The organism is Thalassobellus citreus (genome assembly GCF_044385915.1).
In the GTDB taxonomy this organism is placed as follows: Bacteria; Bacteroidota; Bacteroidia; order Flavobacteriales; family Flavobacteriaceae; genus Thalassobellus; species Thalassobellus citreus.
This window is the reverse complement of record NZ_JBISCC010000122.1, coordinates 87,320-112,576: the sequence shown is the minus strand read 5'-3', so window position 1 is coordinate 112,576 and position 25,257 is coordinate 87,320. Positions and strand designations below refer to the sequence as shown.

At 30.6% G+C, this 25,257-nt stretch carries 29 protein-coding genes; 8 read left to right on the top strand and 21 right to left on the bottom strand.

Features of this window, described 5'->3' with window-relative positions; genetic code table 11:
• Positions 1-4: 4 nt before the first annotated feature.
• The 7 genes from ACH5TX_RS07995 to rsfS all read right to left on the bottom strand — a co-directional run bounded on the left by ACH5TX_RS07995 (position 5) and on the right by rsfS (position 5,818).
• Positions 5-940, bottom strand: a complete 936-nt coding sequence (locus ACH5TX_RS07995; RefSeq protein WP_439339006.1) for a T9SS type A sorting domain-containing protein — start codon at positions 938-940, stop codon at positions 5-7.
• A gap of 95 nt (positions 941-1,035) precedes the next feature.
• On the bottom strand, positions 1,036-1,302 hold the full coding sequence (locus tag ACH5TX_RS07990) for an acyl-CoA-binding protein (protein WP_439339005.1): 267 nt from the start codon (positions 1,300-1,302) through the stop codon (positions 1,036-1,038).
• Positions 1,295-1,951 carry a phosphatidylserine decarboxylase family protein gene (locus tag ACH5TX_RS07985; protein WP_439339004.1) on the bottom strand — a complete coding sequence of 219 codons (657 nt, stop codon included), beginning with the start codon at positions 1,949-1,951 and terminating at the stop codon, positions 1,295-1,297. The genes ACH5TX_RS07990 and ACH5TX_RS07985 overlap by 8 nt, the downstream gene beginning before the upstream one ends.
• Complete coding sequence (locus ACH5TX_RS07980; RefSeq protein WP_439339003.1) at positions 1,941-2,762, bottom strand: phosphatidate cytidylyltransferase; 822 nt, start codon at positions 2,760-2,762, stop codon at positions 1,941-1,943. Before ACH5TX_RS07980 ends, ACH5TX_RS07985 begins: the two co-directional genes overlap by 11 nt.
• A 1-nt stretch (position 2,763) precedes the next feature.
• Complete coding sequence (locus tag ACH5TX_RS07975; RefSeq protein ID WP_439339002.1) at positions 2,764-3,372, bottom strand: LUD domain-containing protein; 609 nt, start codon at positions 3,370-3,372, stop codon at positions 2,764-2,766.
• A gap of 127 nt (positions 3,373-3,499) precedes the next feature.
• Positions 3,500-5,437, bottom strand: a complete 1,938-nt coding sequence (gene ftsH, locus ACH5TX_RS07970) for an ATP-dependent zinc metalloprotease FtsH (RefSeq protein ID WP_439339001.1) — start codon at positions 5,435-5,437, stop codon at positions 3,500-3,502.
• A 9-nt stretch (positions 5,438-5,446) separates the two neighbouring features.
• On the bottom strand, positions 5,447-5,818 hold the full coding sequence (gene rsfS, locus ACH5TX_RS07965; protein ID WP_439337028.1) for a ribosome silencing factor: 372 nt from the start codon (positions 5,816-5,818) through the stop codon (positions 5,447-5,449).
• Positions 5,819-5,912: 94 nt separating this feature from the next.
• Between rsfS and ACH5TX_RS07960 the strand changes: the two genes are divergently transcribed.
• Positions 5,913-6,641, top strand: a complete 729-nt coding sequence (locus ACH5TX_RS07960) for a biotin--[acetyl-CoA-carboxylase] ligase (RefSeq protein WP_439339000.1) — start codon at positions 5,913-5,915, stop codon at positions 6,639-6,641.
• Here the strand turns inward: ACH5TX_RS07960 and ACH5TX_RS07955 are convergent.
• Together ACH5TX_RS07955 and pyrE are read right to left on the bottom strand one after the other, a co-directional pair.
• Positions 6,638-7,033, bottom strand: a complete 396-nt coding sequence (locus ACH5TX_RS07955; protein ID WP_439338999.1) for an SRPBCC family protein — start codon at positions 7,031-7,033, stop codon at positions 6,638-6,640. The two genes, ACH5TX_RS07960 and ACH5TX_RS07955, sit on opposite strands and share 4 nt — an antisense overlap.
• Positions 7,034-7,054: 21 nt before the next feature.
• On the bottom strand, positions 7,055-7,699 hold the full coding sequence (gene pyrE, locus ACH5TX_RS07950) for an orotate phosphoribosyltransferase (RefSeq protein WP_439338998.1): 645 nt from the start codon (positions 7,697-7,699) through the stop codon (positions 7,055-7,057).
• A gap of 130 nt (positions 7,700-7,829) precedes the next feature.
• Between pyrE and ACH5TX_RS07945 the strand changes: the two genes are divergently transcribed.
• From ACH5TX_RS07945 to ACH5TX_RS07925, 5 genes are all read left to right on the top strand, one after another.
• Positions 7,830-8,411, top strand: coding sequence for an NUDIX hydrolase (locus tag ACH5TX_RS07945; RefSeq protein ID WP_439338997.1), 582 nt, complete (start codon positions 7,830-7,832; stop codon positions 8,409-8,411).
• A gap of 132 nt (positions 8,412-8,543) precedes the next feature.
• Positions 8,544-9,815 carry a DEAD/DEAH box helicase gene (locus tag ACH5TX_RS07940; protein WP_439338996.1) on the top strand — a complete coding sequence of 424 codons (1,272 nt, stop codon included), beginning with the start codon at positions 8,544-8,546 and terminating at the stop codon, positions 9,813-9,815.
• A gap of 4 nt (positions 9,816-9,819) precedes the next feature.
• Positions 9,820-9,924, top strand: coding sequence for a DUF6500 family protein (locus ACH5TX_RS07935; protein ID WP_439338995.1), 105 nt, complete (start codon positions 9,820-9,822; stop codon positions 9,922-9,924).
• Positions 9,905-10,045 (top strand): DUF6500 family protein, encoded by a 141-nt coding sequence (locus ACH5TX_RS07930; RefSeq protein ID WP_439338994.1) that lies wholly within the window; start codon positions 9,905-9,907, stop codon positions 10,043-10,045. Before ACH5TX_RS07935 ends, ACH5TX_RS07930 begins: the two co-directional genes overlap by 20 nt.
• The gene (locus ACH5TX_RS07925) at positions 10,026-10,253 is read left to right on the top strand and encodes a VF530 family protein (protein ID WP_439338993.1); all 228 of its coding nucleotides are present in this window, start codon (positions 10,026-10,028) and stop codon (positions 10,251-10,253) included. Before ACH5TX_RS07930 ends, ACH5TX_RS07925 begins: the two co-directional genes overlap by 20 nt.
• A gap of 436 nt (positions 10,254-10,689) precedes the next feature.
• On the opposite strand, the gene lpxD is transcribed toward ACH5TX_RS07925, so the two are convergent.
• The 3 genes from lpxD to ACH5TX_RS07910 form a co-directional block, all read right to left on the bottom strand.
• The gene (gene lpxD / locus ACH5TX_RS07920; protein ID WP_439338992.1) at positions 10,690-11,685 is read right to left on the bottom strand and encodes a UDP-3-O-(3-hydroxymyristoyl)glucosamine N-acyltransferase; all 996 of its coding nucleotides are present in this window, start codon (positions 11,683-11,685) and stop codon (positions 10,690-10,692) included.
• 67 nt (positions 11,686-11,752) lie between these two features.
• Positions 11,753-12,925 carry an LETM1-related biofilm-associated protein gene (locus ACH5TX_RS07915; RefSeq protein ID WP_439338991.1) on the bottom strand — a complete coding sequence of 391 codons (1,173 nt, stop codon included), beginning with the start codon at positions 12,923-12,925 and terminating at the stop codon, positions 11,753-11,755.
• A gap of 90 nt (positions 12,926-13,015) precedes the next feature.
• The gene (locus tag ACH5TX_RS07910; RefSeq protein ID WP_439338990.1) at positions 13,016-13,639 is read right to left on the bottom strand and encodes a YceI family protein; all 624 of its coding nucleotides are present in this window, start codon (positions 13,637-13,639) and stop codon (positions 13,016-13,018) included.
• 122 nt (positions 13,640-13,761) lie between these two features.
• On the opposite strand from ACH5TX_RS07910, the gene hemN reads away from it, so the two are divergent.
• Positions 13,762-15,126 (top strand): oxygen-independent coproporphyrinogen III oxidase, encoded by a 1,365-nt coding sequence (hemN, locus tag ACH5TX_RS07905; RefSeq protein ID WP_439338989.1) that lies wholly within the window; start codon positions 13,762-13,764, stop codon positions 15,124-15,126.
• Between the two features lie 54 nt (positions 15,127-15,180).
• The gene (locus tag ACH5TX_RS07900) at positions 15,181-16,014 is read left to right on the top strand and encodes a universal stress protein (RefSeq protein WP_439338988.1); all 834 of its coding nucleotides are present in this window, start codon (positions 15,181-15,183) and stop codon (positions 16,012-16,014) included.
• A gap of 60 nt (positions 16,015-16,074) precedes the next feature.
• Here the strand turns inward: ACH5TX_RS07900 and ACH5TX_RS07895 are convergent, their stop codons facing one another.
• The 9 genes from ACH5TX_RS07895 to ACH5TX_RS07855 all read right to left on the bottom strand — a co-directional run bounded on the left by ACH5TX_RS07895 (position 16,075) and on the right by ACH5TX_RS07855 (position 25,256).
• Complete coding sequence (locus ACH5TX_RS07895) at positions 16,075-17,469, bottom strand: TolC family protein (protein WP_439338987.1); 1,395 nt, start codon at positions 17,467-17,469, stop codon at positions 16,075-16,077.
• The gene (locus ACH5TX_RS07890; RefSeq protein ID WP_439338986.1) at positions 17,466-18,827 is read right to left on the bottom strand and encodes an HlyD family secretion protein; all 1,362 of its coding nucleotides are present in this window, start codon (positions 18,825-18,827) and stop codon (positions 17,466-17,468) included. Before ACH5TX_RS07890 ends, ACH5TX_RS07895 begins: the two co-directional genes overlap by 4 nt.
• The gene (locus ACH5TX_RS07885) at positions 18,820-20,490 is read right to left on the bottom strand and encodes a peptidase domain-containing ABC transporter (protein ID WP_439338985.1); all 1,671 of its coding nucleotides are present in this window, start codon (positions 20,488-20,490) and stop codon (positions 18,820-18,822) included. Before ACH5TX_RS07885 ends, ACH5TX_RS07890 begins: the two co-directional genes overlap by 8 nt.
• A gap of 5 nt (positions 20,491-20,495) precedes the next feature.
• The gene (locus ACH5TX_RS07880) at positions 20,496-21,167 is read right to left on the bottom strand and encodes a TetR/AcrR family transcriptional regulator (RefSeq protein ID WP_439338984.1); all 672 of its coding nucleotides are present in this window, start codon (positions 21,165-21,167) and stop codon (positions 20,496-20,498) included.
• Positions 21,168-21,298: 131 nt separating this feature from the next.
• Positions 21,299-22,000 carry a sulfite exporter TauE/SafE family protein gene (locus ACH5TX_RS07875; protein ID WP_439338983.1) on the bottom strand — a complete coding sequence of 234 codons (702 nt, stop codon included), beginning with the start codon at positions 21,998-22,000 and terminating at the stop codon, positions 21,299-21,301.
• Position 22,001: 1 nt separating this feature from the next.
• The gene (locus tag ACH5TX_RS07870) at positions 22,002-22,448 is read right to left on the bottom strand and encodes a FixH family protein (RefSeq protein ID WP_439338982.1); all 447 of its coding nucleotides are present in this window, start codon (positions 22,446-22,448) and stop codon (positions 22,002-22,004) included.
• A 173-nt stretch (positions 22,449-22,621) separates the two neighbouring features.
• Positions 22,622-24,046, bottom strand: coding sequence for a cytochrome c oxidase accessory protein CcoG (ccoG, locus tag ACH5TX_RS07865; RefSeq protein ID WP_439338981.1), 1,425 nt, complete (start codon positions 24,044-24,046; stop codon positions 22,622-22,624).
• Positions 24,047-24,132: 86 nt separating this feature from the next.
• On the bottom strand, positions 24,133-25,074 hold the full coding sequence (locus tag ACH5TX_RS07860) for a cbb3-type cytochrome c oxidase N-terminal domain-containing protein (RefSeq protein ID WP_439338980.1): 942 nt from the start codon (positions 25,072-25,074) through the stop codon (positions 24,133-24,135).
• Positions 25,071-25,256, bottom strand: a complete 186-nt coding sequence (locus ACH5TX_RS07855) for a CcoQ/FixQ family Cbb3-type cytochrome c oxidase assembly chaperone (protein WP_439338979.1) — start codon at positions 25,254-25,256, stop codon at positions 25,071-25,073. Before ACH5TX_RS07855 ends, ACH5TX_RS07860 begins: the two co-directional genes overlap by 4 nt.
• Position 25,257 lies beyond the last annotated feature (1 nt).

Here is a 25,257-nt window from a genome sequence, read left to right as displayed (position 1 = left end):
ACATCTATTTTGTAATAATAATTTTTTGAACAGAGGTTTTGTTCCCAGAATTAATAACTAAGAAATACATTCCAGAATTTAAGTTATTACTATTTATATCTAGTTTGTGAGATCCTATATTTTTAAAGTCATTAAAAATGGTTGCGACTTCTTTCCCAAGAATATTAATTATTTTTATTGAAACTTTTCTAGGTTCATCTAACTGATAAGTTAATAGACTGGATGAAGATATAGGATTAGGTGAAACTTTGGTAATCAGTTGGTTTTTATCAACTTTATTAATACCTAAACTACTAATTTCCATAAACTCTGTTGGACTAAGTACAGCAGGTGTCACTTTTACTGAATGTATAGCGCCTTTAAACCACGAAACTTTGTTCAATCTCACTCCTAAAGAAGTTTGACCAGAATTAACAACTTGGTAGTCTACATTACCTTCTAATTCTTTTTGGCCATTAACATAATGTGTCATCACACCATCTTTATATGTCAATGCTGCATGGTTCCAAGTATCTAAGTTGTGGGTAAAAGAATAATCTAATAAGGCTTTACTCGAACTTCCAGATTTTATAAACGTATCAAGCGTCCAATTATCATCATTATTGTTTCGTAATTCTATGAGTATTCTGTTACTATCATCTTGTTGATAATGAAGAAACCGTTGTTCTGTGCCACCACCAGTATAAGGTTTAAAAATAATTTCAACAGTAAAAGCATCAATTCCACTCATTGGGTTATTCGCTACAATAAGGCCGTCATCAATACCATTAAATTCAACTGCAGAACCTATATCGGTTTCTATCACTTTAGGATTTCCAATAATTTCAACATTGTTTCCTCCAATTTTCGAAAGATTGTCAACTTGCCAAAATATAGGTTCTTGAGCATTGCAAATTGATAATGAAATGAGTATTAAAAATATTGAAATAGATTTCTGCATTTTATACTTTTTTAGTTGAAATAACTCTTGCTAGCAACTTAATAATAAGAGTAGAATTATTAAGAGGTAAATAGAATAGACGAAGTAGTGTTTTATTACTCTCTGTATAAAAAGTAATTATTTACTAAATCAATATAGTTTTGTTTAGCCTCATCTTCGCCAACATTTTTAGCCTGAAATAAAGCATTTGTTTTAAAAGCATTAATTATAGGTTCTTTACTTCTAGGTCTTCCGTAGTCGTTAGTTGCCTTTTTGTAATAAGCGTAGAGTTTTAAAAGGGTGTCGGCAGGAAAAGGCTCGGTATGTGCATTAACTCGCTTCACCGCTTCTTTAAATTCAATGTCTAGTGCCTCTCTACTCATTAACTTCTGCAATAATACTTTCTCCACCTCTAACTTTTTGGTTAAGTGTTACTTTTATGTTGGTGTCTAGAGGTAAAAATAAATCAACTCTAGACCCAAATTTTATAAAACCAGAATCAGATCCTTGGGTAGCTTTATCGTTTTGCTTTGCATAGTTAACAATACGTTTTGCTAAAGCTCCTGCTATTTGCCTATAAAGCACTTTTCCGTAAGTTTCATTTTCTACAACTACAGTGGTGCGCTCATTTTCTTCACTAGCTTTAGGGTGCCATGCTACTAAAAATTTACCGGGATGGTATTTGCTAAAAATTACATGTCCGCTAATAGGGTAACGAGTTACATGAACATTTATTGGAGACATAAATACACTAACTTGTAAGCGTTTTTCTTTAAAATATTCTTTTTCAAATACTTCTTCAATAACCACAACTTTACCATCAACTGGAGAAACTACATGTTTGTCGTTTAAAATAGTATGGCGTTTTGGGTTTCTAAAAAACTGAAGGATAATTATTAAGAAAGCAAACAAAGCAATCATAACAAATATTTGTAACCATTTAATTGAGATATAAGTATCTGCTAATAAAAATGAAGCAGCTACTAAAATAAATGTTATAGTTATAATTTTATATCCTTCTTTATGAAACATAGTGTAAAATTCTTAAAAATAAATATATAAATGGTGCGGCAAAAATAATACTATCTAAGCGGTCTAACAAACCGCCATGACCAGGCATAATAGTGCCACTATCTTTTACTTTAGCTTGTCTTTTAAATTTTGATTCTATTAAATCTCCTAATGTTCCAAATACACTAATAATAATACTTAGTATAAGCCAATTTGTGAAATTTAATGTCAGTGTAAAGGTAGCAATAAAATAACTTGCAATGCATGAAAAAAGTAAGCCTCCAAGAAAACCTTCTACAGTTTTTTTGGGAGATATTTTTTCAAAAAGCTTTTGCTTGCCAAAATTTTTACCTACTAAATAGGCAAAAGAATCATTAACCCAAACTAAAATAAAAGCTCCTAATAAAATATTAGGATTGTATGTATCATAATAATTTGCTATTAAAATTAAAAATACAAATGCTGTAGATAAATAGAAGGTTGTAAGTACAAAGCGTTTAGAACTAAAAAGTGGTGTGCTTTTTTCTGAAAACAAATCTTTAATTAAAAAGAGTTCTACAAATATGCTAAACACCATAAGTATTTGAGTAATTTCATCTAAGCCTTTATCTGTTTTTAGAATCAATTGCCAATACCCAAAAACAGCAAATAAAATTATATAAATGATATAAGGAATATAGCTTTTTAGTTGAATTAATTTTAGAAACTCATTAATACTTATTAAACCAAAAACAAAAAAGAGTGCAATTAATGCATATTTATTTTGCAAACAGAGAATTAATAATACAACATAAAGTAAACCAGAAAGGGATCGAATAAGAGTTTCTTTCATCTTATAGGTCTTCTAAAAGTAATAGGTATAGGTTTTTAGCACTGCTACCATAACTTAGAAAATCTTTATCATCACCAGATTTAAAGTGCTTAATGGTAGTGATGTTTGTTGGTATTTTTTCTCTATTATTAGATTTAATAGCTCGCAAACCTTCACCTATAGTTTCAGTAATTTGACTAGTAGTTGCAAATACAATAAAATTTACAGGAAGTTCTGGAAGCTTTTTCTCAAAGATTTGTTTTGAGGAGATAAGTAAAGAACCATCATTAGCAATTAAGTTTTCGCAGGTTGTTAAGAAAAAAGTAGCCTCACTTATTTTTCTAGTAGTATTTAAATCTGATTTTTTAAATCTACTTTGAAGATTTTCATCTAACAATAACACCTTTTTTTCTTCCCAATTGTTTTCTACAATGATATTTTCTAAATTTTGAAATATCTCATTTAAATTATCACAATAGAGGAACTTACCTCCATTAGATTTAAAGTTTATGGTAAACCTTTCGTCTATTGGTAGTTTTATTTCTGGCATATATTTGCCTCTATCTTCTGATTTTAGTTCTTCATCAAATCGATCAGATTTAGAACCAAATATTTTTCTAAAAAGATTCATTTAGTTACCTGCTATTAACTGAATTCTCTATGAATTTATCAAATATAAAAAATCTTAAATTAACGATGCTGTTAATTTAAGATTTTTACTAAAAGCTTAACAAAATTAATATTTTGTTTTGTGTGTTTTACTCTTCTTCGTCTGTATTTTCTATTTTAGATGAACTCTTTTTAAATGGAGAAACTCCTAGTAGTTCTTCTAAGTCGTCTTTGAATATAACTTCTCTTTCTATTAATCTATTAGCTAGTTTATCTAATAAATCTTTTTTAGAGGATAATAATTCTACAGCTCTTTGATATTGTGTTTCAATGATGCTTTTAATTTCTGTGTCAATAAGCTCCGCTGTTTTTTCACTATACGGTTTTACAAAACCATTTTCTCCAGCAGGATCATAATAGGTAATGTTTCCAACTTTTTCGCTTAATCCGTAAATCATTACCATAGCTTTCGCTTTTTTAGTAACGCTTTCTAAATCGCCTAATGCACCGGTAGATATTTCGTTAAAAATAATTTGTTCTGAAGCTCTACCACCCATGGTTACACATATTTCATCTAGAAACTTGTCTTTTCTTGTAATATATGCTTCTTGCGGTAAGTACCAAGCAGCTCCTAATGATCTTCCACGAGGAACAATAGTTACTTTTACTAAAGGATCGGCATGTTTTAAGAACCAACTTACTACAGCGTGACCTGCTTCGTGGTATGCAATTGTTTTTTTCTCTTCAACAGAAAATAAATTACTTCGTTTTTCTAAACCTCCAACTATTCTATCTACAGCATCTAAGAAGTCTTGTTTTTCAACAGATTTTTTATTTGTTCTTGCAGCTATTAAAGCAGCTTCATTACATAAATTGGCAATATCTGCACCCGAAAAACCAGGCGTTTGTTTAGATAAGAAATCAACATCTAGTCCTTTTGCTTTTTTAAGCGGTCTAAGGTGTACTTCAAAAATAGCTTTACGTTCTGTTAAGTTAGGTAAGTCAACAAAAATTTGTCTATCAAAACGACCTGCACGCATTAAAGCTTTATCTAAAATATCCGCTCTATTGGTGGCAGCAATTACAATAACATTTGTATTTGTGCCAAACCCATCCATTTCAGTTAATAATTGATTAAGCGTGTTTTCGCGTTCATCATTACTTCCAGACATGGCATTTTTTCCTCTAGCACGACCAATGGCATCAATTTCATCTATAAAAATAATAGAAGGTGATTTTTCTTTAGCTTGTTTAAATAAATCTCTAACACGAGAAGCTCCTACACCAACAAACATTTCAACAAAATCAGATCCTGATAATGAAAAGAAAGGCACTTTAGCCTCACCAGCAACGGCTTTAGCTAATAATGTTTTACCAGTTCCTGGAGGGCCTACAAGTAGCGCTCCTTTTGGTATTTTTCCACCAAGTGTTGTATATTTTTCTGGGAATTTTAAGAAATCTACAACTTCTTGTACTTCTTCTTTAGCACCTTCTAAACCAGCTACATCTTTAAAAGTTGTTTTTACTTCTGTGTTTTGGTCAAAAAGTTTTGCTTTAGATTTTCCAATATTAAATATCTGGCCACCAGCACCACCTCCGCCTGCACCACCAGACATACGACGCATAATAAAAATCCAAACACCAATAAGTAAAATAAAAGGTAGAATACCCATTAATAGATTACCCAAAGTATCGGTTTCTGTTTCTAAACTATAGATATCATATTTACCAATAGCTTTTAAATCATTTTCAAAATTTTGGAGGTCACCTACTTCAAATTTGTAATTAGGCAATGGTTTAGTACTCGGTAAATAACTTTTGGGTTTAGTACCCTTGTGTATTTCCTTTTCTTCAGCTTCTTTTGTTAAATAAACATAGGCAGTATGCTTATTAATAACTTGTACTTCTTTTACATCATTATCTTCTGCATACTTAAAAAAGTCAGAAGGAGTTATATCATTTTCTTCTTGATAGGTAGCTCCACTGAATAATTCATACCCTAAGAAAAGCGCTATTAGAATACCGTAAATCCAGTATGGGCTAAATTTAGGTTTGTTATCCTTTATATTTTTTTTGTCTTTTGCCATGTGTCTTTTTTAGTAGCTCGTTTCTATAACTGTTGTTTTTGCATCACCCCAAAGGCTTTCAATATCGTAATATTCTCTAATATGTTTTTGAAAAACGTGTACTACAACATTAACATAGTCAATTAATACCCATTCAGAATTATCTAAGCCTTCTGTATGCCAAGGATTGTCTTTAAGTTCTTTACTAACTTTTTTCTGTATTGAATTTACTATGGCGTTTACTTGTGTATTTGAAGTTCCTTCGCAAACAATAAAATAATCACAAACTGTGTTTTCAATGTCCCTTAAATCTAAAATATTTATTTCTTTTCCTTTAACATCTTCTATACCACTAATTATAACTGATATGAGTTGATCTGCGTTTATTTCTTGTTTCGCCATTAATTTTATTTAATTTGTGCAAAGTTATTATTTTTTTAGTTCTTTATACTTTAAAATAATCATAAGATTTTATAGTATCTAAATAACCTTGTACATGCCTATAATCAAACTTAATGCCATCGACTCTACAAATAACTATTTGAGGAAACTTATTAATGAGACAGAAGTTGCCGATTATACAGTTGTTATGACTGAAAAGCAAACGCAAGGTAGAGGGCAAATGGGTACGGTTTGGGACTCTGATACAGGGAAGAACCTTATGTTTAGTGTGTTTAAGGATTTAAATATGTATGATGTTGAATTTCCTTTCTATATTAGTATGGCTATTTCTTTAGCTATTTTAAAAACTTTTAAAACGTTAAATATTCCAGATTTACATATAAAATGGCCTAACGACATTTTGTCAGCAGACAAAAAGATTTGTGGTATTTTGATTGAAAATGTCATAAAAAATAAATTAAACTCTACAATTATTGGTATTGGAATTAATGCAAACCAGACGGAATTTAAAAATCTTCCAAAGGCTTCTTCTTTAAAAAAGATTACGGGAGTACATTATAATTTAGATGAAATTTTACAACTTGTACTTAAGTATACAAAAGAATATTCTTCTCTTTTAGAACAAGGAAAATATGATTTTGTAAAAAATGAATATGAAACCAATTTGTTTAGAAAAAACAAACCTTCAACATTTAAAAATGCTGAAGGTGTTTTATTTTCTGGTTTTATAAAAGGTGTTACCAAATATGGTAAGCTTCAAGTGATTTTAGAAGATGAAATTGTTGAAAAATTTGATCTTAAAGAAATAACACTACTTTATTAAATAGCCTTAGGAATACTTGTAGCAAGGGTTTCAATAAATTTAGTGATAGGCCCTTTTATCATCATTGCCATCATTGGGTTAAAGTCGCCACTAAATTCTAATTGAACTTCGCTAGAGGTGTCATTAATTTCAATAATGTTTCCAACTAGTGAAAAATCTATTTTTCCTCCAGCGGCACCTAAAACAATTTTATTAGGAGGAGTAACCTCTTTCTTTTTAAGAATAATTTCGGGCATACCTTTTAATGCAAATAAAAATTTATCGTCATCTAAGACTTCAAATTTGCTAATGTTTTCAGGCAGTAAAGATTCGAAATTTTTAATATCAGCTAAAAAATCAAAGACTTCTTGAGGTGATTTACCAACGTTTATTTTTGGAGATTCTAAATTCATAATTTTTTTTATATTACTATATCAAATAGCATTCCATTCACTTGGGTTAGAATTCCATTCAGATAAAGTTTCTAATTCTTTTTCAGAAATATAATTAGTATCTAAAGCTTGTTCTAATAAATTTTCATAGTTGCTTAAGGTGTTTAATGTAACGCCTTCGTTTTTAAAGTTTTCACTAGCTACATCAAAGCCATAAGTAAAAATAGCAACCATGCCTTTTACTTTTATATTAGCTTCTTTTAAAGCTCTTACAGCATTTAAACTACTTTTTCCAGTGCTAATTAAATCTTCTACAACTACAACATTTTGTCCGCTTTCAATAAAACCTTCAATTTGGTTTTTGCGTCCATGTCCTTTAGCGTCTGGTCTTACGTAAATAAATGGTAATCCTAAATATTCTGCAACTAGCATACCAATGCCTATAGCTCCAGTAGCTACACCTGCAATAACATCTGGTTTGCCATATTGAGCTTCAATATGTTTAGCCATGGTTTCACGGACATAATTACGAATTGGAGGATAGGATAATATAATACGATTATCGCAATAAATTGGAGAGTTCCATCCAGAAGCCCATGTAAAAGGAGCTTTTGGGCTGAGTTTTATCGCATTTACTTGTAATAAAACTTCAGCAGTTTTTTTGGCAGTTTCTTTGTTAAAAATCATAGGTACAAAATTACACAATAAATTAGTTTTATATAACAGTTGGTAATTAATAAAAATATTTTTTTCAACATTTACTCGTTTGTCAGTAAAAATGATATTTTTACCAAAACAAAATTGTTAAATACACATTATGTATAAAGTTTTTGTTGGAGATAAACCGATAGTATTAACAACCATGGTTGAACAAGAAACTAATTTTAAAAATTATTTGCTTGATACCGTTAATATTGGAAAAGTTATAAAAGAACTGAATAATACGTCGTTAGAAGAAGTTAGACTTATTCATAAAAATGAAGACAAGTTATTGAAAAAGTTTTTAAAGAAACTACCTAATGTGATAGCAGGAGGTGGTAAAGCTTTTAATGATGATAAAGAGATTTTGTTTATTTATAGAAATGATAAGTGGGATTTACCAAAAGGAAAAGCAGAAGGTAATGAAACTATTGAACAAACAGCCATTCGTGAAGTTACCGAAGAAACTGGTGTTTCAGGATTAGAAATAGTAAAACCATTAAACACGACCTATCATATTTTTAAGCGTAATGGAAGGCATAAAATAAAAGTAACCTATTGGTTTGAAATGAAAACCAGTTTTAAAGGTTATTTATATCCACAAGAAGAAGAAGGGATTACTAAAGTTGAATGGCTTAATAATGAACAAGCTAAAGAAGCTCTTAATAATTCGTATGCTAATATTAAGCTGTTAGTTTAATATTCTACAAATAAAATAAAAACGCATCGAGAAAATTAAGCGTACCTTTGCAGCTTAATAAAATAGAGGTGGTTTGTTTACTTAATAAATTGTCATCTCATTGGCCTAAAAAGGCTTTACCAAACAGTTTATATGTCATTCAAATCTTTAGGCTTATCCGAAGCCTTGCTAAAAGCTATTAGCAAAAAAGGATACACAACTCCAAGTCCAATTCAAGAAAAAGCGATTCCTCCAGTTTTAGAAGGAAAAGATGTTTTAGCATCAGCGCAAACAGGAACAGGGAAAACGGCAGGTTTTACATTGCCACTTTTACATTTACTTTCTGAAAATCCGAAAGCAAAATACAGACCTATTCGAGCCTTAATTTTAACACCAACTCGTGAGTTAGCAGCGCAAGTATATGCTAATGTTAGAGAGTATAGCGAGTTTTTAAATTTGCGAAGTGCCGTTATTTTTGGTGGAGTTAACCAGAAGCCACAAGCAGCAACTATTCGTCAAGGTATTGATGTTTTGGTAGCAACGCCTGGGCGTTTATTAGATTTACAAAGTCAAGGATTGTTGTCGCTTAAACGTGTAGAGATTTTTGTGTTAGATGAAGCCGATAGAATGTTAGATATGGGTTTTTTACGAGATATAGAGCGCGTTATAAAATCGATGCCAGAGAAACGTCAAAATTTAATGTTTTCGGCAACCTTTTCTAAAGATATTAAGAAATTAGCACATGGTATTTTAAATCACCCTGTGCAAGTTGAAGCAACTCCAGAGAATACAACAGTTGAAGCGATAACTCAAAAAGTATATAGAGTCGCAAAAGGTTTAAAAACAGGATTAATTATTAAATTAATTTCTGAAGGTAACTGGAAACAGGTTTTAGTATTTACACGTACCAAACATGGAGCTAATAAGCTTTGTGAAAAAATGGATAAGTCCGGTATTACCGCTGCTGCCATACACGGAAATAAAAGTCAAGGAGCTAGAACCAAAGCATTAGCAGGTTTTAAAAGTGGACGTGTTCGTGTGTTAGTAGCAACCGATATTGCTGCTCGTGGACTAGATATTCCTTTATTGCCACATGTTGTGAATTTTGAATTACCAAATATTTCTGAAGATTATGTGCATAGAATAGGAAGAACAGGAAGAGCAGGAGCCAGTGGAGAGGCTTTATCTTTAGTAAGTGCAGATGAAACTACTTTTTTAAGAGATATTGAAAAGCTAATTGAAATGAAATTGCCTGTTGAAATAGTTGAAGGTTTTGAGCCCGATCCTAATGCTTCTACAGCACCAATAAAACAGGGCCAAGGGCGTCAAAATAGAAACTCTAACCGTTCTCGTAGTTCTAATAATAATTCTAACAAGAAGAATACTTCGAGACGTCCAAAGCGTAATACAGATAGACGTAATTAAGATTATGCAAAAGGTTTTAAAAGATAAAATTATAGAAGTTTGCGATAAAAAAATAGCACAAAAAGGAGCAAACGTAGGTTTGTCCTTTTATGCTTTTTTTTGCAAATAAAAATGATAACCCAGAGTTACTTATGAAAGCTGCCACATGGTGGATAAAAACTCATAAGCTAGACCATTTTGAAAAAGCAGTAAAAATTAAAAATCTTGTAAATGGAATCTCAACCAAATAATCCGTTACACGGTATAAAACTAGAACAAATTATTAACGGTTTAGTAGCTCATTATGGTTGGGAGTATATGGGGTATAATATTAAGATTAAATGTTTTACAGATAATCCTTCTGTGAAATCTAGTTTGAAATTTCTACGTAGAATGCCTTGGGCACGTACTAAGGTTGAGAATATGTATTTAAATATGTTGAAGAATAAAAAGAAGTAGGTTATGTTAAGAACCAAACTACTCGGTAATATTTATTTCTATTATTAGAACAGTTCGATCAATTAGACTTTTAAAAGGTTAAAATATTACCCCATTTTAAAACAAACATTATTAGAATTGTAATTCCGGTACTAGTGTATATTGCTCCTTGCCAATAAAAAAGTCTCGTTCCCCATTTGTTCCACAATTTTTTACCATATTCTTTTTTGAAATGTCCACTAGTAAGCTTCCAGAAAAGAAAAGTGATTACTAAAAAAAGCAATATTGCTATTATCCAAGTTTTTTCCATTTGTGGAATTTTTAGTTTATTTATATTTAATTGTAGTCAAGTATAAAGAGAATAAATCATTTCAATACTGAAATATATTCCGTTTGATTACTTATATAGTTTAGATTTTCAATAAGCTAAAATACTTACTGTGTTTACTGTCTAATTTTATTGACTTTTCATAAAACGTCTTATTGCTACCCATTCTTTAAGCATGTCTTTAGCATCTTGAGCAGGATATCCTAAAACTGTTTTTCCAGCAGGAATATCTTTCATAACCCCAGAGCCTGCTCCAACTGTTGCTCCAGAATGAATAGTAGTATGGTCTTTAATAGAGGCGCTTCCTCCAATAATAACACCATCGCCAAGGGTAACCGATCCTGCAAGTCCACTATGTCCTGCCATAATACAAGAACGTCCCATAATACTGTTATGAGCTATTTGAACTAGGTTATCAATTTTACAACCATCGCCAATAATAGTAGAACTGAATTTAGCTCTATCTACACAAGAGTTTGCTCCAATTTCTACATAATGTCCAATAATAACATTTCCTATTTGAGGTATTTTAACTAAACCTCTACCATCGTCACTAGGTCTATATCCAAAACCATCGGCACCAATACTTACATTTGTATGAAAGATACAATGGCTACCAATAATACAGCGTTCTCTAATTACGGTACCAGACCAAACAACGGTATGATCTCCAATACTAGTTTCATCAAAAACGCACACATTAGGGTATAAAACAACGCCGTTTCCTAATTCTACATCTTTACCAATATAACAATTAGCACCAATTTTACAACCGTTACCAATAGTTGCTGTTTCATGAATAACAGCTGTTGGATGAATATCGGTGTTAAACACCGGAGCAGGAGGATTGAATAATTCTAATATTTTAGCCATTGCTAAATCGGCATTTTTCACTTTAATGATAGCACGATTATTATCAGCTTCAATTTTTAAATTGTCGTTTACTATAGCAGCACAAGCTTTTGAGTCTGCCCAATGCTTTACATATTTAGCACTTCCTATAAAAGTAATCTGGTTGCTGTTAGCGTTTAGTAATTGTTCCGGACCTTCAATTTTCTGATTAGTGTTGCCTATTAATTCTCCTTTTAAAATATCGTTAATTTCACTAATTGTGTAAGATGTCATCTGTTATTTTTAGTTGTTGGTTAGCGTTTTTGTAAATCTAACAGAAAAAAAACAGAAAACATATTTTTTAGTCTTCAATTCTGTTTTCATCAAAAGCAGATGGTAGTAATTTGGGTATAAATTTAACAACTAACGGTAGTAATAATGCACCACCAGGTAATAAGAAGATGGCGAGACTAGGAATAGATTTAAATATATCTAAAAGTTGTTCTTGTACTTTTTTTTGTTCTTCAGCATTTAAATCTCTTATAGTAGATTGCGATATTAGTACCATGAGCTCTTTGCTATCTTTTAATTCTTGGTATAGGCGTTTGCTATTTCTGGTAATTAATTTAGTTACCATTCTACTAGAATTATTATAAAAACTTTGTACAATGTTTTTGGAACTTAATAGCGCAATATTGTCTTTGTTAACTGTATAAAAATCGTTAATTGTTTTTATTGATTTGTTTATTTGACTGGTGTTTAAATTTAAGTCTGAGCCTAGTTTTAATAAAAAATGTTTTTCGTTTTCATCTATAATTCTATCGCTCCAAGACGCCATACAAGCAATGTCTAAAATATAGTGAGCCTCTTGCATGTTTTTAACCAATGTTATGGCTTTCTTATAATTGGTGTTATTATTGTTTTGATATCTTAGTGATGCTTCAAATAGTTTAATTAAACTGTCGTCATATTGGTTTTTAGTTTTCTTTGAATTTAAAACTTCTAATGAAATTGATGAAATAGCCGCTTCTAGGTTTTTTATATAATCACTAGTAATATTACCCTTTTTTAAATATTCATTATAAGCCAATATGTCAACATATAACAAAGCGTTTATTACAAAGTAGTTGAAGTTTTTGGTTAAAAAATTATCGTCAATTTGAACACGCTTATGTAATATTTTTTCAAGTTGTTCTTCCGATTTTTTGCCTCCTATTAATCCGTGAAAAAAGGACAATTTAAGTTCGTTAATAGCAGTGTAAAATGCTATGATGCTATCAGTAAACTTTGTTTTGTTATCAGAACGATGATGTGCGTGTAGAAAAGCAAGTAATAAATTGGTTTTACAAAGTTCTTCTTCAGTAAGATCATTTTTAGCTATTATGTTGCCAATAACACCTAAGTTGCTACCATAAATAAAACCGCATGATCTTAAATCATCATAAAAAGATGCTTCATTGTAATTTAATAATGAATCATTTTTACTGACTTCTTTAAGTAATTTTTTTATCCAACCTGGTGCTGATGGATTCATACATTTGGTTTATTAGTTTTATAAAAATAAAAAAGCTGCTCGTTAAAGCAGCTTAATTTTGGTGTAAATTTTTATTATTATTTACAATAATTAATTTTTTCGTAAAAAAGTATTCACTTCTATAGCGACATCTTCCCATGTTTTACTAACGCCATCTGCTCCTTTATGTAAATCAAAACAAACTTTGTTTAAAGATTCTAGAGCACCTAATGCATCCCAGTCTTTAAGGTTCATTGTACCTGTCATAGATACACGTCTTCCTTCTGTAATTTTAACTTCTAAAGGTAAATCGTGAGTAACACCATTCATAGTAATACTTGCTGAATAACTGTTGTTAGTTACTTTAATAGTACCTTTTAAAATATCGGTGTCTAACATAGCCCCAAAGAAAGACGTTTTAATTTTTGCGTCTCTTGTATTTGTAGCATCATTTGTAAACACGCCACTAATAGGAATAGAAAAGCTTAAATTGTTTAAAGCTTCCTGAGGAGTTTCACCCGATTTGTTTTCAAACTTTAAAATTTTAAATTCTCCACCAACAGGCTTCTTCTCTGTGGTTTTATAAGCGGTCCATTTTACAGAGGTCGCTTCGGGTTTAACAACAAAAGCTTCTTTCGGAGCTATTTCTTCAGGTTTTTGCTCATTCTTTTTTTCGTTTTTACATGCTACCAAACTAATAGCTAAAACAATAACTAGAAAACTTAATTTTTTCATTTTTAGAAAATTTTTATTTACTGTAAAGTTATGTAATAATGAACGGATAGCAAATACTCGATATGATATATATCATATTTTTAACATTAGCAATCCTATAATTTTGATTCTAAATGTTAGGTATGTTAAGTTCATTAGTTAGTAAGTATAATATAGCAGGGCCACGTTATACGAGTTATCCAACGGTTCCGTATTGGAATCAAGAGACTTTTTCTTTGAGTAATTGGAGGCAGTCATTAATAAAGTCGGTTAGGGAGAGTAATACAAAAGAAGGTATTAGTTTATACATTCATTTACCATATTGCGAAAGTTTATGTACGTTTTGTGGTTGTAATAAGCGTATAACTAAACAACATAATGTAGAAAGTCCGTATATAAATGCTGTTTTAAAAGAGTGGCAATTATATTTAGAATTATTTGACGAAAAACCAGTTATTAAAGAGTTGCATTTAGGTGGTGGTACGCCTACTTTTTTTAGTCCAGAAAATTTAGAAAAATTAATTAAAGGGTTATTAAAAGATTCTGAATTAGCTGATACATATGAGTTTAGTTTTGAAGGGCATCCTAATAATACAACGCGCAAACATTTAGAAGCACTTTATAATGTTGGGTTTAGACGTGTTAGTTATGGTGTACAAGATTATAATAAAACGGTGCAAAAAGCCATTCATAGAATACAACCTTTTGAAAATGTAAAGCGAGCTACAGAATTAGCAAGAGAGATTGGTTATACATCGGTTGGTCATGATATTATTTTCGGACTTCCATTTCAAACATTAGAACATGTTGAAGAAACCATTTTAAAAACAAAAGCTTTGCTTCCAGATAGATTAGCGTTTTACAGTTATGCGCATGTACCATGGATAAAGGGAAATGGGCAACGTGGTTTTAATGATGATGATTTACCAACACCAGAGCTTAAAAGAAAGCAATATGAAATAGGTAAAAAATTATTGGCTGAAGTTGGGTATACCGAAGTAGGAATGGATCATTTTGCATTAAAAACAGATAGTTTATATCAATCTATGGAAAAGGGAAATTTACATAGAAACTTTATGGGTTATACTGCTTCAAAAACACAAGCTATGATTGGTTTAGGAGTGTCTGCAATAAGTGATAGTTGGTATGGTTTTGCTCAAAATGAAAAAAGTATAGAAGATTATTATCAGTTGTTAAGTGAAAATACATTGCCTGTTTATAGAGGTCATATTTTAAATGAAGAAGATTTAATTATAAGAAAGCATATTCTTAATTTAATGTGTCAGTTTAAAACGAGTTGGTCTAATGATTCTCTTTACTTTAAAGAACTTCCAGAAGCACTTATAAGGTTGAAAGAAATGGAAAGTGACGGATTACTTATTGTAAACTCTAAAACTATTGAAGTTACAAAAAAAGGCCAGCCATTTGTTAGGAATATATGTATGGCTTTCGATTTGTTATTGCAACGCAAGAAACCCGATACACAGTTGTTTTCAATGACGGTTTAATATATTATTTAATAATTTCATTCTCATTAATGTGGGAAACTAAAATCAAATATTATGCAAAAAATTATTGTACCCATCGATTTTTCTGAATATTCAGAATATGCTTTAGAAACAGCAGCTAAATTAGCTAAAAAGTATGATGCAGAGATTTTAGCGCTTCACATGTTAGAAATGTCTGATTTAGTATATACAGCTTCTGAAGGGCTTCAAAATGAAAAGGTCGCTTTTTTTATAACCTTATCTGAGCAAAAATTCGAGAAATTTCTTGAAAAGGAATATTTAAAAGATATTAAAGTAATACCTATTATTAAACATTTTAAAGTTTTTAGTGAGGTTAATGATGTTGCTAAAAAACATGGAGCAGATCTTATTATAATGGGGTCTCATGGATCAAATGGGGTTAAAGATATTTTTGTAGGTTCTAACACAGAACGTGTAGTAAGAAATGCAGAGATTCCTGTTTTAGTTATTAAGAATAAAGTGAATCAAATTAATTTTGAAGTAGTTACGTTTGCTTGCGATTTTTCAGAAGAATGTATTAAGCCATATATTAATGCTGTTAATATGTTTAGTAAAATAGGTTCTAAAATGTACTTTGTATACGTCAACCTTCCTAATGATAGATTTAAAAGTTCTTTAGAAATTGAAAGACGTGTTGTTAACTTTTTTACAAAAGCCGAAGGTAATTTAGAACGTATGCAAGATGTGCATTATGTATCTGATTATACTGTTGAAGACGGTATTTTGAGTTTTTCAAATAAAATAGGAGCAGATATTATTGCAATACCTACTCATGGTAAAAAAGGATTGGCACATTTTTTTGAAGGCAGTGTGGGTGAAGATGTGGCTAATCATGCAACACTACCGGTTATAACCTTTAAGATTTAATATTTGTAGTCGACATACTAATTTTAAAAAAGGAGCTTGTTCTTAATTAAGCTTCTTTTTTTATAGTATAGATACAGCTAGTACATTAAATAAGTTAGCCTTTGTTTTAAAGAAGTCATTTTCAAGAGAAATGGCTTTAAGCTTAGCGTCAATAAGTTTTGATTCTCTTGAGTTTACTAAAAACAAAGAGCTTTCTCCTAAGAAAAACTTGCGTTCTTCTGCTGTTAGCATTTTTTTATAATCATTAACAATAACAGAGGTATAGTTGTTTTGTAAAGAAAAAGATGCTAGTTCTTGATTTATTGCACTGATTTTATTTTTCAAAGTTACTTTTGTCGATTGAATTTCAAATTTAGTATTCTGTAGTTTTAATTTAGCTAATTTTAAATCGGCGCGTTCTTTTCTTAAAAACAAAGGAAAGCTAATGTTGACGCCACTTTTATAAGCCGATGTACTGAACGATCTAGCAATTTCTGGCGTTTGTGATAAAAAATTATATTGTAAATCTATTTTAGGTAAAAGATTATTCAGTTTTAAACGTTTTTCAATATTTAAACTTTGAAATTTATAATCTAACGATTTTAATTTCGGATGATTATCTAAGTCAGTACTTTCGATATCTATAATCGATGTGTTTAAAACAGCATCAATAGTTTCAAATGTATTTATATCTGGAGTTATACCTTCTTTAATTTCAATAGGTGTATTTTCATTTAACCACAAATAATTTGATAATTCTAAAGATGATTTTATAAATTTAATATTCGATTTCTCTAAATTTAGTTTTCTGTTGTTAAGAGCTATACGTGCTTCTAAAGTGTCAATAGCAGGTTTGTCTCCAGTTTCATAACTTCGTTTTATGCCATTAAATCGCATTTCAGCATTGGTTAAAAAATCTTCATATACACGTTTTTCATTATAGGTTTTTAACCAATTAAAATAAGTAAGTGTGGCATTGTATAAAATGTTATTTACCAGTAGTTGTCTGTCTGCTTTCGCTTGATTTACAAACATTTTAGCTTGTTTAAGCATAGCCATACGTTTGTTTATAAGTAAACCTTTTGCGACAGAAACAGAAACCCCAACGCTATAAAGACCATCTTCAGGAAGCGTAGCTTCTGGATTTAAATAATAACCCGAGTTTTCTTCAAAATTTCCTTTTAATTCCACGCCATACCAAGTAGGTATTTTAAATGATGCGTTTAATTTGTCGTAATACTCGGTATTTTTAAACTTTTTTCTGCCATAATCAACTTCTAGTTTAGGATCAAAAGCGCCACGAGCTTTCATACGCTTCGCTTCGCTTTCACTTATAATTAAGTTAGCTTGTTTTACAATAGGGTGAAAAGATTTTACATACCCTAAGTATTCTGACAGACTAATAACAGATAAGCTGTCTTGAGCAGAAAGTAAACTACTTATAAACAAAAATAGGCTTGCTATATAGTTTTTCATTTTTTATCTTTTTTTGAGGCTTTTTTACTGTTGTTTTTTGGTTGGTAGTAATTAGGAGGAAAGCTATTAATTTGCCTCCATAACTCAAACCAAATAGGCACGTCTTCAAGTAGTGCAATGGTTTTTGCACCAGAACCAATACGAATAGCTTCTGGCCATTCATGGTCTGTTTCATCTGGAGCTAATAATACTCGGTATTTTCCGTTGTCGCTAATAAATCGTTCAATAGCGACTACTTTGGCGCCGTAGGTTCCGTACGAAACATTAGGCCATCCGCTAAATACTATTGCTGGCCAACCATCAAACTGAACACGAACTTGTTCGCCTTTGTGTAAAAGAGGTAAATCTATTGGTTTTACATAGGTTTCAACCGCTAAATCATATTGAGCAGGCATAATGCCAACAAGAGCTTCTCCTTCTTTAAAGGTAACCCCAATACCACCTGTTAATACTTTATTTATATAACCATTTTGTGGTGCCGTTACATATAGTAAATTGTTTCGCATTTTGTAATTTGTATAAGCATTTTCAAGTTTAGTAACTTGTGCTTGGGCGTCAAAGCCACTAGATTGTGCTGTATACATATCGCTTTGTGCTTTCGATATTTTATCGGCATATTGAGCTGTAATTCTAGATAACTCTATTTGTGCATTTAGAATCTCATTTTTACTAGCTAAATATTTGTTTTCTTGCGAAATAAGTTTTGCCTGAGTAGCTTGAAGTTTTAAGCGTTTTTCTTCTACATCTTTTACAGCTTTTAAGCCTTCTTTTTGTAGGGTTTGAATACGATTAAATTGACGTTCGGCAATGCTAATATTGGTTTTAGCAGCTTCTAAATCGATGCTATCACTTTTTACTTTTAAACGCGATTGTAATAGTTTGTTTTGCGTTTGTTGCATCTTTAGTTTTTGCTCGCTTTGTAAAGCAGAAACTTGCCTTTTTAAAGCTTGTACTTTGCCTTCATAAGCTCCAACTGATGATGATTTTGCTTCTATTTGTGTATTTGTTCTTTCAACTAATTTATCATCAAAATAATCACTTTTTATTTCTGAAATTCTTAAGATGGTATCACCTTTATTTACGTAATCACCTTCTTGAACATACCAAGTTTCAATGCGTCCAGGAATTTGAGATTGTAATGTCTGTGGTCGTTGATTTGGTTTTAACGTAGTTACTAAACCTTGACCAGTAATATTTTGAGTCCACGGTAAAAAAAGTACAATGAAACCAATAATAGCTAGAACTAATAAAAACTGATTAAAACGTTTGTAATAGTTTTTATTAAATATGTTTTTGGCAGATTTAAAGCTTTTTAAATCGACTTTGTTATTTAATGTATTGTGAGATATATTAAGCATGGTTTACGTTTTTTATAGAACCTTTATCTAATTCAATAATTTGGTTGCATTTTGTTTTCCAACGACTACTCCCACTAACAACTATTAATGCCCATGGTCTATCTTTATGTGTTAAATAGTTGGTTATGGCATTTGTTTCTTTTGGGTTAAAGCGATCTAATGCATCTTCTAAAATTAAAACACTTGGTTTTTTTAAAATAGCTCTAGCAAGTATTAGTTTTTTAGAAACCGTATGTGACATTTGTTTACCATCTGGATATAAAATAGTGTGTAAGCCTTTTGGCTGTTCTTTTATAAATTCCATTAACCCAATTTTTTCCATGACATCAAAAATTTCATCATCTGTTATGGTTTGGTTTCCAAAGGTTAAGTTTTCTTTAATAGAGCCTTCAAAAGGCGTTTCTTCTGTTAAAGATAAACCCATTTGCGATCTGTAATGGTTTAAAGTAATACTACCTATAGGTAAGTTGTTAATATAAATGTTACCTGTTGTTGGTTCGTTTATACCTGCTATAAGTCTTAATAATGATGATTTTCCAGAACCACTTTCCCCCAGAATTAAAATTCTACTTTTTGAAGAAATATTTAAAGAAACATTGTTAACTATTTTTAAATCTCTGTTTGGTACTCTATAAGAAACGTTGTTTAGTTCAATGTTTACATTGTCATTAAAAGTTGGGTTTTCTCCGTCTTGTGTTTCTAGTTCTTTATCTGCTACTTGTCCTAATTTTTCAATAGATGTTAATACGTCATAAAACGATTCTAAACCTAAAATTAATTTCTCAACAGAGGCAATTACTAATAAAATAATGATTTCGGCAGCTACAAACTGACCAATATTCATTTCTTGATTTAGTACAAGCGCTCCTCCAATTAGTAGTAAACTAGCAGTTACAATAACTTTAAAACTAATCATTTGAATAAATTGAATGATTAATATTTTAAAATGACTTTCTCTTGCTTTTAAGTAATCGTTTACTAAAACATCGTTTTTATTTACACCTAAATTGGTGCTTCCAGAAAGTTTGAAGCTAATAACAGTTCTTGCAATTTCTTGAATCCAATGGGCTACTTTATACTTGTTTTTAGATTCTTTTAAGCTGGTTTCTAAGCCTTTTTTTGCAGTAAACTTAAATACTATAAATATTAAAACTAATAGTAAAACACCAAACAGAATAAAAAATGGATGGTAAAAAGATAACAAAATAAGAGCAAATAATATTTGCAAAATAGCTGTTGGGACATCAATCAATATTTTTGATAATCCTTTTTGAATAGTTAAAGTATCGAAAAAGCGATTTGCTAATTCTGGCGGGTAGTAATTACGCAATTCAGACATTTTAATTTTAGGGAAGCGGTAGCTTAATTCAAATGATGAACGCATAAAAATACGTTGCTGTATGGTTTCAATAATGCGTAACTGCATTAGTTGTAAAGCACCAGAAAAAGCAACACCTAAGGTTACTAAAACAACTAAAACAATCCATGATGTTGATATTTGAGCGCCTTGAATTAAATTTATTATGGCTTGTATACCTAGAGGAAGCGATAAAGCTACTATTCCAGAAAATATAGCGTAATAAAAAACTTGAAAAATATCTTTTTTTTCTAATTGTAATAAGCCAATTAAGCGTTGCCAAGGAGACATTATTTGTTTTTCCATAGAAGTTATTTTAGGGCGTTTAATACTAAATGAATATAAAAATCTGTAGGTGTTATGTTGTCTTTACAATCTGTAATTGATATAAAATGATCTTTTAAAAAGTGTTGGTGTAAACTACCTTCTATAATTGTACTAGCTAAACTTGAAGCAAATTTATATTTAGGATTTACTTCAGTAATCATATCACGTAAGCGATAAATAATGCGTTTATAGGCTAAAAAATAACCTTCTTTATTTTCGTTGTCTACTTCTTTTGTTAAAAAAGATTTAGAGTTTTCATTAATTATAATTCTATTTAATACAATTTCATTTATATGCGAGTAGTTGCTATCTTCTTTAATCGTTCTAGATACAATTTCTATGGCGCGTTTTAGTTTTTCTGTTTTATCAGAAGTGTTATGAGTTTCAAAAACAAGTTGATATTCAATCCAACTCCAATACCAAGATGTTAAATATACTAGTAATTTATGTTTGCTTTCAAAATATCGATAAATAGAACTTTCGTTAGATTTAATTAAAACACCTAGTTTTTTAAAAGTAAAGCTATCAAAACCAATATCATCAATTAAGATAATACTTTGTTCTATGATGCGCTTACCTAAAGCAGAAGATTCCGGATCTTTAATGTATATTTTTTCAGGTACTGTAATTTTTAAATTAGATAGTAATGTATTCATATTTAAAACATATTTACGCAAATATAATAGTAATACTATTAATATTGAAAATAAAAATATGTTTTTATGAAATAATTAATATTTCTTAAAAAAAATAATGATGTAATTATGTTGAAAAAGGGTGTTTCTTTCTAGTGGCAATTAATGCTACTAGTAACAGTGTCATTTGTTAGAGCAGGGGATATGTAAGGAATACCAAGACCTAAGCCACGAAGAATAAATAATGCCCCAATTAGTATTACAAAAACAGGAATGGCCTTTTGTATTTTTTGTCTAACACTGCCTTTTAAAAAATTACTTAAATAAATAGCTGAGGTCATTAAAGGTATGGTGCCTAAACCAAAAACAGTCATGTATAAACTTCCATTTATAGCATTACCTCCAGCAATTGCAGCAAAAACAGCCATGTAAACTAATCCACAGGGCAGAAAACCATTAAGAAATCCAATGGTTAGAAATGTGTCTGCTGTTTTTCTTTTTAAAGCTTGTCCTAAAGCCGATTTTACTTTGCTTATAAGTTTGTAAATAGGTTTAGAGAAATTATATTTATTGAAGGTTTGTTGAGGTAGTAAAACAACAAGTATCATTAAAACACCAATGGCTATAGATAGTTGTTGTTGGAATCCAAAGATATTAAGACTCTTTCCAATAAGTCCAAAAATTAAACCAATAATACTGTAAGCCAGTAGTCTACCAATATGGTAAATAGTTATTTGAGATATCTTTTTGTAAGCATTTGTTCTATCAACAGGTAACATAAAGGCAATAGGGCCACACATGCCAATGCAGTGAAAGCTTCCTAATAGCCCTAAAACAAATGCTGAAATTAGCATGTTAATAATTTATTGTTTCTTTGAATAAATAAGATTGGTTGTTTAATTGCCAGTCTATTTTAATGTTCCATCGACCATCTACCAAACGATTGTCAGGTATGAGCAAATAAGGTTTAGATAATGAAATAGCAGTATCAAAATCTAACTGTTTGTTAGATGGTCTATATAGGAACACTTTTCCTTTAATTTTTTTATAGTCTATGTCGTTGGGGAAATTAATAATCAGTCCTTCGTCAGATCTTTTGTAAGTGATTTTTTGGTTTAAATTATTCGCATTTGTAAGCTTGTTAATGTCGTTTTGATAAGCTAGCTCATCGGCGTAATAATTTTCACTTACTAAATCATGATTGTATTTTTTATCCATATTCATGGGAATGATAAAATACAAGATAAAGCTTATAAACACTACAAATGCAATTACAATTCCAGTACCCCAATTAATTTTCATAGTTTCTATTTTTTTAGCATTTCCCATCGGGCTTTATTCGTGGTTAATTATTTTAAATTAATGAACTCATGAATATAAATATTTCGGCAGTCGCTCTCTGCAAGGAGCTTCAACAATGCCTCAATCCCTAATGTACCTATTTGTTATCTTATGTTTTAACCGTAGCAATATATTTATCTGTAACTTCTAGGTCCTAAAAAATTAGCCGTAGTAGTTTCAATAAGTTTATCGTTCTGGTAAACACCAATTTTAATTTTATTTCTATCGCCAGATAATGCCGAATTATTTATTTCTATAAATAAAGTCCCTTTGGCAATACCTTGACTTGGTACTACAAACTCATCGCTAGTAGAAACCAATTTTAATGTACCTTTATGAGATAGTAGTTTTAAACTAACATGATCTATCTCTTTAGTTGTTTTATTAACTAGTTTGTAGGTAAACACATTACTAATAATGTTATTGTCTTTATGCTCGTATAACTGACCTGGTAACCTTAAAACATTGGCTTCAACATCATTTCTTAAAAATAACATACCAATTAATATACCAATTAAAATAGCAAGTACAGCAATGTAACCTTTTAGCCTAGGGGTTAATTTAAAGGTGGATTTTTTCTCAATATTGTCTTCGCTAGCATATCTAATTAAACCTTTTGGTAAATTAACGCTTTCCATAATGCTGTCGCATTCATCAATACAAGCGGTACAGTTTACACATTCTAATTGTGTGCCATTTCTAATATCAATACCTGTAGGACAAACACTTACACATTGAGCACAATCAATACAGTCTCCATGTCCTAAAGTTTCTCTATCTTCATTTTTCTTGATTTTTTTTCTGCCATTTTCACCTTCTCCTCGTTTATGGTCGTAAGCAACAATAATAGATTTGTTGTCTAATAACACGCCTTGTAAACGTCCGTAAGGACAAGCAATAACACAAACTTGTTCTCTAAACCAAGCAAAAACAAAATAAAAAATAGCCGTAAAAATAAGTAAGGAAATAAGGTTGCTTACATGGCTAAAAGGACCATCTGTAATGTATTGAATGAGTTTATCGCTTCCAATTAAGTAAGCCAAAAATATATTAGCAATAATGAATGAAATAATAAGAAAGATAACAAGTTTTAATCCTTTCTTTCTAATTTTTTCTGCATTCCATGGTTGTTTAGATAGTCTAATTTGTTTCCCTCTGTCTCCTTCAATCCAATACTCAATACGTCTAAAAACCATTTCCATAAAAATGGTTTGAGGACAAATCCATCCGCAAAAAATTCTACCAAAAGCAACAGTAAAAAGGGTAATGAAAACCACCCCAATTATCATTGAAATGACAAACAAATGAAAATCTTGTGGCCAAAACGGAAATCCAAAAATATTAAAACGACGCTCTAAAACGTTGAACATTAAAAACTGATTGCCATTTATTTTTATAAATGGCGATAAGAATAAAAATGCTAATAAACCATAGCTAACCCATTTCCTATACTTGTAGAATTTTCCACTTGGTTTTTTTGGAAAAACCCAAGCACGTTTACCATCTTCTGTTATGGTTCCAATGGAGTCTCTAAATGTTTCGTTTTCTGGTGTTTTCATTTTGTTTGGGTAAAAAAAGAACCAAGAATTAACTTTAAGTATTTGCTATTAATCGTGTTAATTCTTGATTCTAAACACTAGTGTTGTTAGTTGGTAACAGTTAACGAATCTGATTCTGTGGTGCTTATTTCTGCAGAATTTGTTTCTGCATTTTCATCAACCCAAAGATCGCCTTGTGGCTCTTTAGGATTTGCTGGTGTAGTACCTTGAAATGTTAAAACATAACTTGCTACTTGTGCCATTTCTAGCGGTTTTAGTTGTTGTTTCCAGGCAATCATACCTTTTCCTGAACGACCTCCTTCAGAAATCGTTTTGAAAATATGCTTAATGTCTCCGCCTAAAATCCAGTGCTTATCGGTTAAATTTGGACCAATACCACCACCACCGTCTGCCATATGACAAGCAACACAGTTGGTTTCAAAAGTCTTTTTCCCTGCACTTAGGTCTGAAGCTTCAGTTAGTACGGTAACAGTATTAACATCTACTAAGTTTTTGGCTGTTTTTTTGTATTCATCAATAGCTATTCTTGCATCAGCTAATTCCGTCTCTAATTCATCAAATTGATTTTCGCCTTCAAATACATGGAATCGTAATAAGTATACTGCTGCAAAAATAATTGAAATATAGAAAGAATAGATCCACCATGGAGGTAAGTTGTTGTCTAACTCTTTAATGCCGTCATAGTTATGGTCTAAAATAATTTCGTGTTCTTCTTCTATTGGTTTATCAACACCTGCAAGCTTTTTGTAGATATTTGATAACCATGTAAATTTAAACGACTTATTTTTTTCTGCTAAAAATCGTGCTTTAGCTTCTTCATCTAATTTATGAAGCATTACATTTTCTAATGCACCAATTATGGCTTCAATAGCAATTAATATAAGTAATACTAAAAATAAAAATAGTAATACTACAGGGTATTCAATAAAGGCAGGTTTTTCTCCAGAATCTATAAAGAATTCTACGGCTCCGAAAATAACAAAAAATGCTACAGGAACACGAATCCAAGATGGGATTAAATTTCTCATAATATATCGTCGTTTTGGTTGTCTAAAGGAATGTTACTTACAGTTTTTATATAGTCTTTTTTTGCAGTAGATACCCATAAAAAGAGTACTACAAAAAATGTGAAAAAGATGAGAAGAGAAATTATTGGGTAAATTTCTATACCCGTAATACTCTCCATATAGTTTTTTGCAAATTTTAACATA

What these genes read in the sequence shown, in the direction of transcription:
- ACH5TX_RS07940 (WP_439338996.1), top strand. Translation starts at nt 8,544, where the DNA reads ATGTCATTCAAATCTTTAGGCTTATCCGAAGCCTTGCTAAAAGCTATT.
- ACH5TX_RS07945 (WP_439338997.1), top strand. Translation starts at nt 7,830, where the DNA reads ATGTATAAAGTTTTTGTTGGAGATAAACCGATAGTATTAACAACCATG.
- ACH5TX_RS07895 (WP_439338987.1), bottom strand. Translation starts at nt 17,469, where the DNA reads ATGAAAAACTATATAGCAAGCCTATTTTTGTTTATAAGTAGTTTACTT.
- ACH5TX_RS07995 (WP_439339006.1), bottom strand. Translation starts at nt 940, where the DNA reads ATGCAGAAATCTATTTCAATATTTTTAATACTCATTTCATTATCAATT.
- ACH5TX_RS07890 (WP_439338986.1), bottom strand. Translation starts at nt 18,827, where the DNA reads ATGCTTAATATATCTCACAATACATTAAATAACAAAGTCGATTTAAAA.
- ACH5TX_RS07880 (WP_439338984.1), bottom strand. Translation starts at nt 21,167, where the DNA reads ATGAATACATTACTATCTAATTTAAAAATTACAGTACCTGAAAAAATA.
- ACH5TX_RS07975 (WP_439339002.1), bottom strand. Translation starts at nt 3,372, where the DNA reads ATGAATCTTTTTAGAAAAATATTTGGTTCTAAATCTGATCGATTTGAT.
- ACH5TX_RS07980 (WP_439339003.1), bottom strand. Translation starts at nt 2,762, where the DNA reads ATGAAAGAAACTCTTATTCGATCCCTTTCTGGTTTACTTTATGTTGTA.
- ACH5TX_RS07925 (WP_439338993.1), top strand. Translation starts at nt 10,026, where the DNA reads ATGGAATCTCAACCAAATAATCCGTTACACGGTATAAAACTAGAACAA.
- hemN (WP_439338989.1), top strand. Translation starts at nt 13,762, where the DNA reads ATGTTAAGTTCATTAGTTAGTAAGTATAATATAGCAGGGCCACGTTAT.
- ACH5TX_RS07955 (WP_439338999.1), bottom strand. Translation starts at nt 7,033, where the DNA reads ATGAATTTAGAATCTCCAAAAATAAACGTTGGTAAATCACCTCAAGAA.
- ACH5TX_RS07990 (WP_439339005.1), bottom strand. Translation starts at nt 1,302, where the DNA reads ATGAGTAGAGAGGCACTAGACATTGAATTTAAAGAAGCGGTGAAGCGA.
- rsfS (WP_439337028.1), bottom strand. Translation starts at nt 5,818, where the DNA reads ATGGCGAAACAAGAAATAAACGCAGATCAACTCATATCAGTTATAATT.
- ACH5TX_RS07875 (WP_439338983.1), bottom strand. Translation starts at nt 22,000, where the DNA reads ATGCTAATTTCAGCATTTGTTTTAGGGCTATTAGGAAGCTTTCACTGC.
- ccoG (WP_439338981.1), bottom strand. Translation starts at nt 24,046, where the DNA reads ATGAAAACACCAGAAAACGAAACATTTAGAGACTCCATTGGAACCATA.
- ACH5TX_RS07870 (WP_439338982.1), bottom strand. Translation starts at nt 22,448, where the DNA reads ATGAAAATTAATTGGGGTACTGGAATTGTAATTGCATTTGTAGTGTTT.
- ACH5TX_RS07985 (WP_439339004.1), bottom strand. Translation starts at nt 1,951, where the DNA reads ATGTTTCATAAAGAAGGATATAAAATTATAACTATAACATTTATTTTA.
- ACH5TX_RS07915 (WP_439338991.1), bottom strand. Translation starts at nt 12,925, where the DNA reads ATGAATCCATCAGCACCAGGTTGGATAAAAAAATTACTTAAAGAAGTC.
- ACH5TX_RS07900 (WP_439338988.1), top strand. Translation starts at nt 15,181, where the DNA reads ATGCAAAAAATTATTGTACCCATCGATTTTTCTGAATATTCAGAATAT.
- ACH5TX_RS07960 (WP_439339000.1), top strand. Translation starts at nt 5,913, where the DNA reads ATGCCTATAATCAAACTTAATGCCATCGACTCTACAAATAACTATTTG.
- ACH5TX_RS07860 (WP_439338980.1), bottom strand. Translation starts at nt 25,074, where the DNA reads ATGAGAAATTTAATCCCATCTTGGATTCGTGTTCCTGTAGCATTTTTT.
- lpxD (WP_439338992.1), bottom strand. Translation starts at nt 11,685, where the DNA reads ATGACATCTTACACAATTAGTGAAATTAACGATATTTTAAAAGGAGAA.
- ACH5TX_RS07885 (WP_439338985.1), bottom strand. Translation starts at nt 20,490, where the DNA reads ATGGAAAAACAAATAATGTCTCCTTGGCAACGCTTAATTGGCTTATTA.
- ACH5TX_RS07930 (WP_439338994.1), top strand. Translation starts at nt 9,905, where the DNA reads ATGCTTTTTTTTGCAAATAAAAATGATAACCCAGAGTTACTTATGAAA.
- ACH5TX_RS07910 (WP_439338990.1), bottom strand. Translation starts at nt 13,639, where the DNA reads ATGAAAAAATTAAGTTTTCTAGTTATTGTTTTAGCTATTAGTTTGGTA.
- ACH5TX_RS07855 (WP_439338979.1), bottom strand. Translation starts at nt 25,256, where the DNA reads ATGTTAAAATTTGCAAAAAACTATATGGAGAGTATTACGGGTATAGAA.
- ftsH (WP_439339001.1), bottom strand. Translation starts at nt 5,437, where the DNA reads ATGGCAAAAGACAAAAAAAATATAAAGGATAACAAACCTAAATTTAGC.
- pyrE (WP_439338998.1), bottom strand. Translation starts at nt 7,699, where the DNA reads ATGATTTTTAACAAAGAAACTGCCAAAAAAACTGCTGAAGTTTTATTA.
- ACH5TX_RS07935 (WP_439338995.1), top strand. Translation starts at nt 9,820, where the DNA reads ATGCAAAAGGTTTTAAAAGATAAAATTATAGAAGTTTGCGATAAAAAA.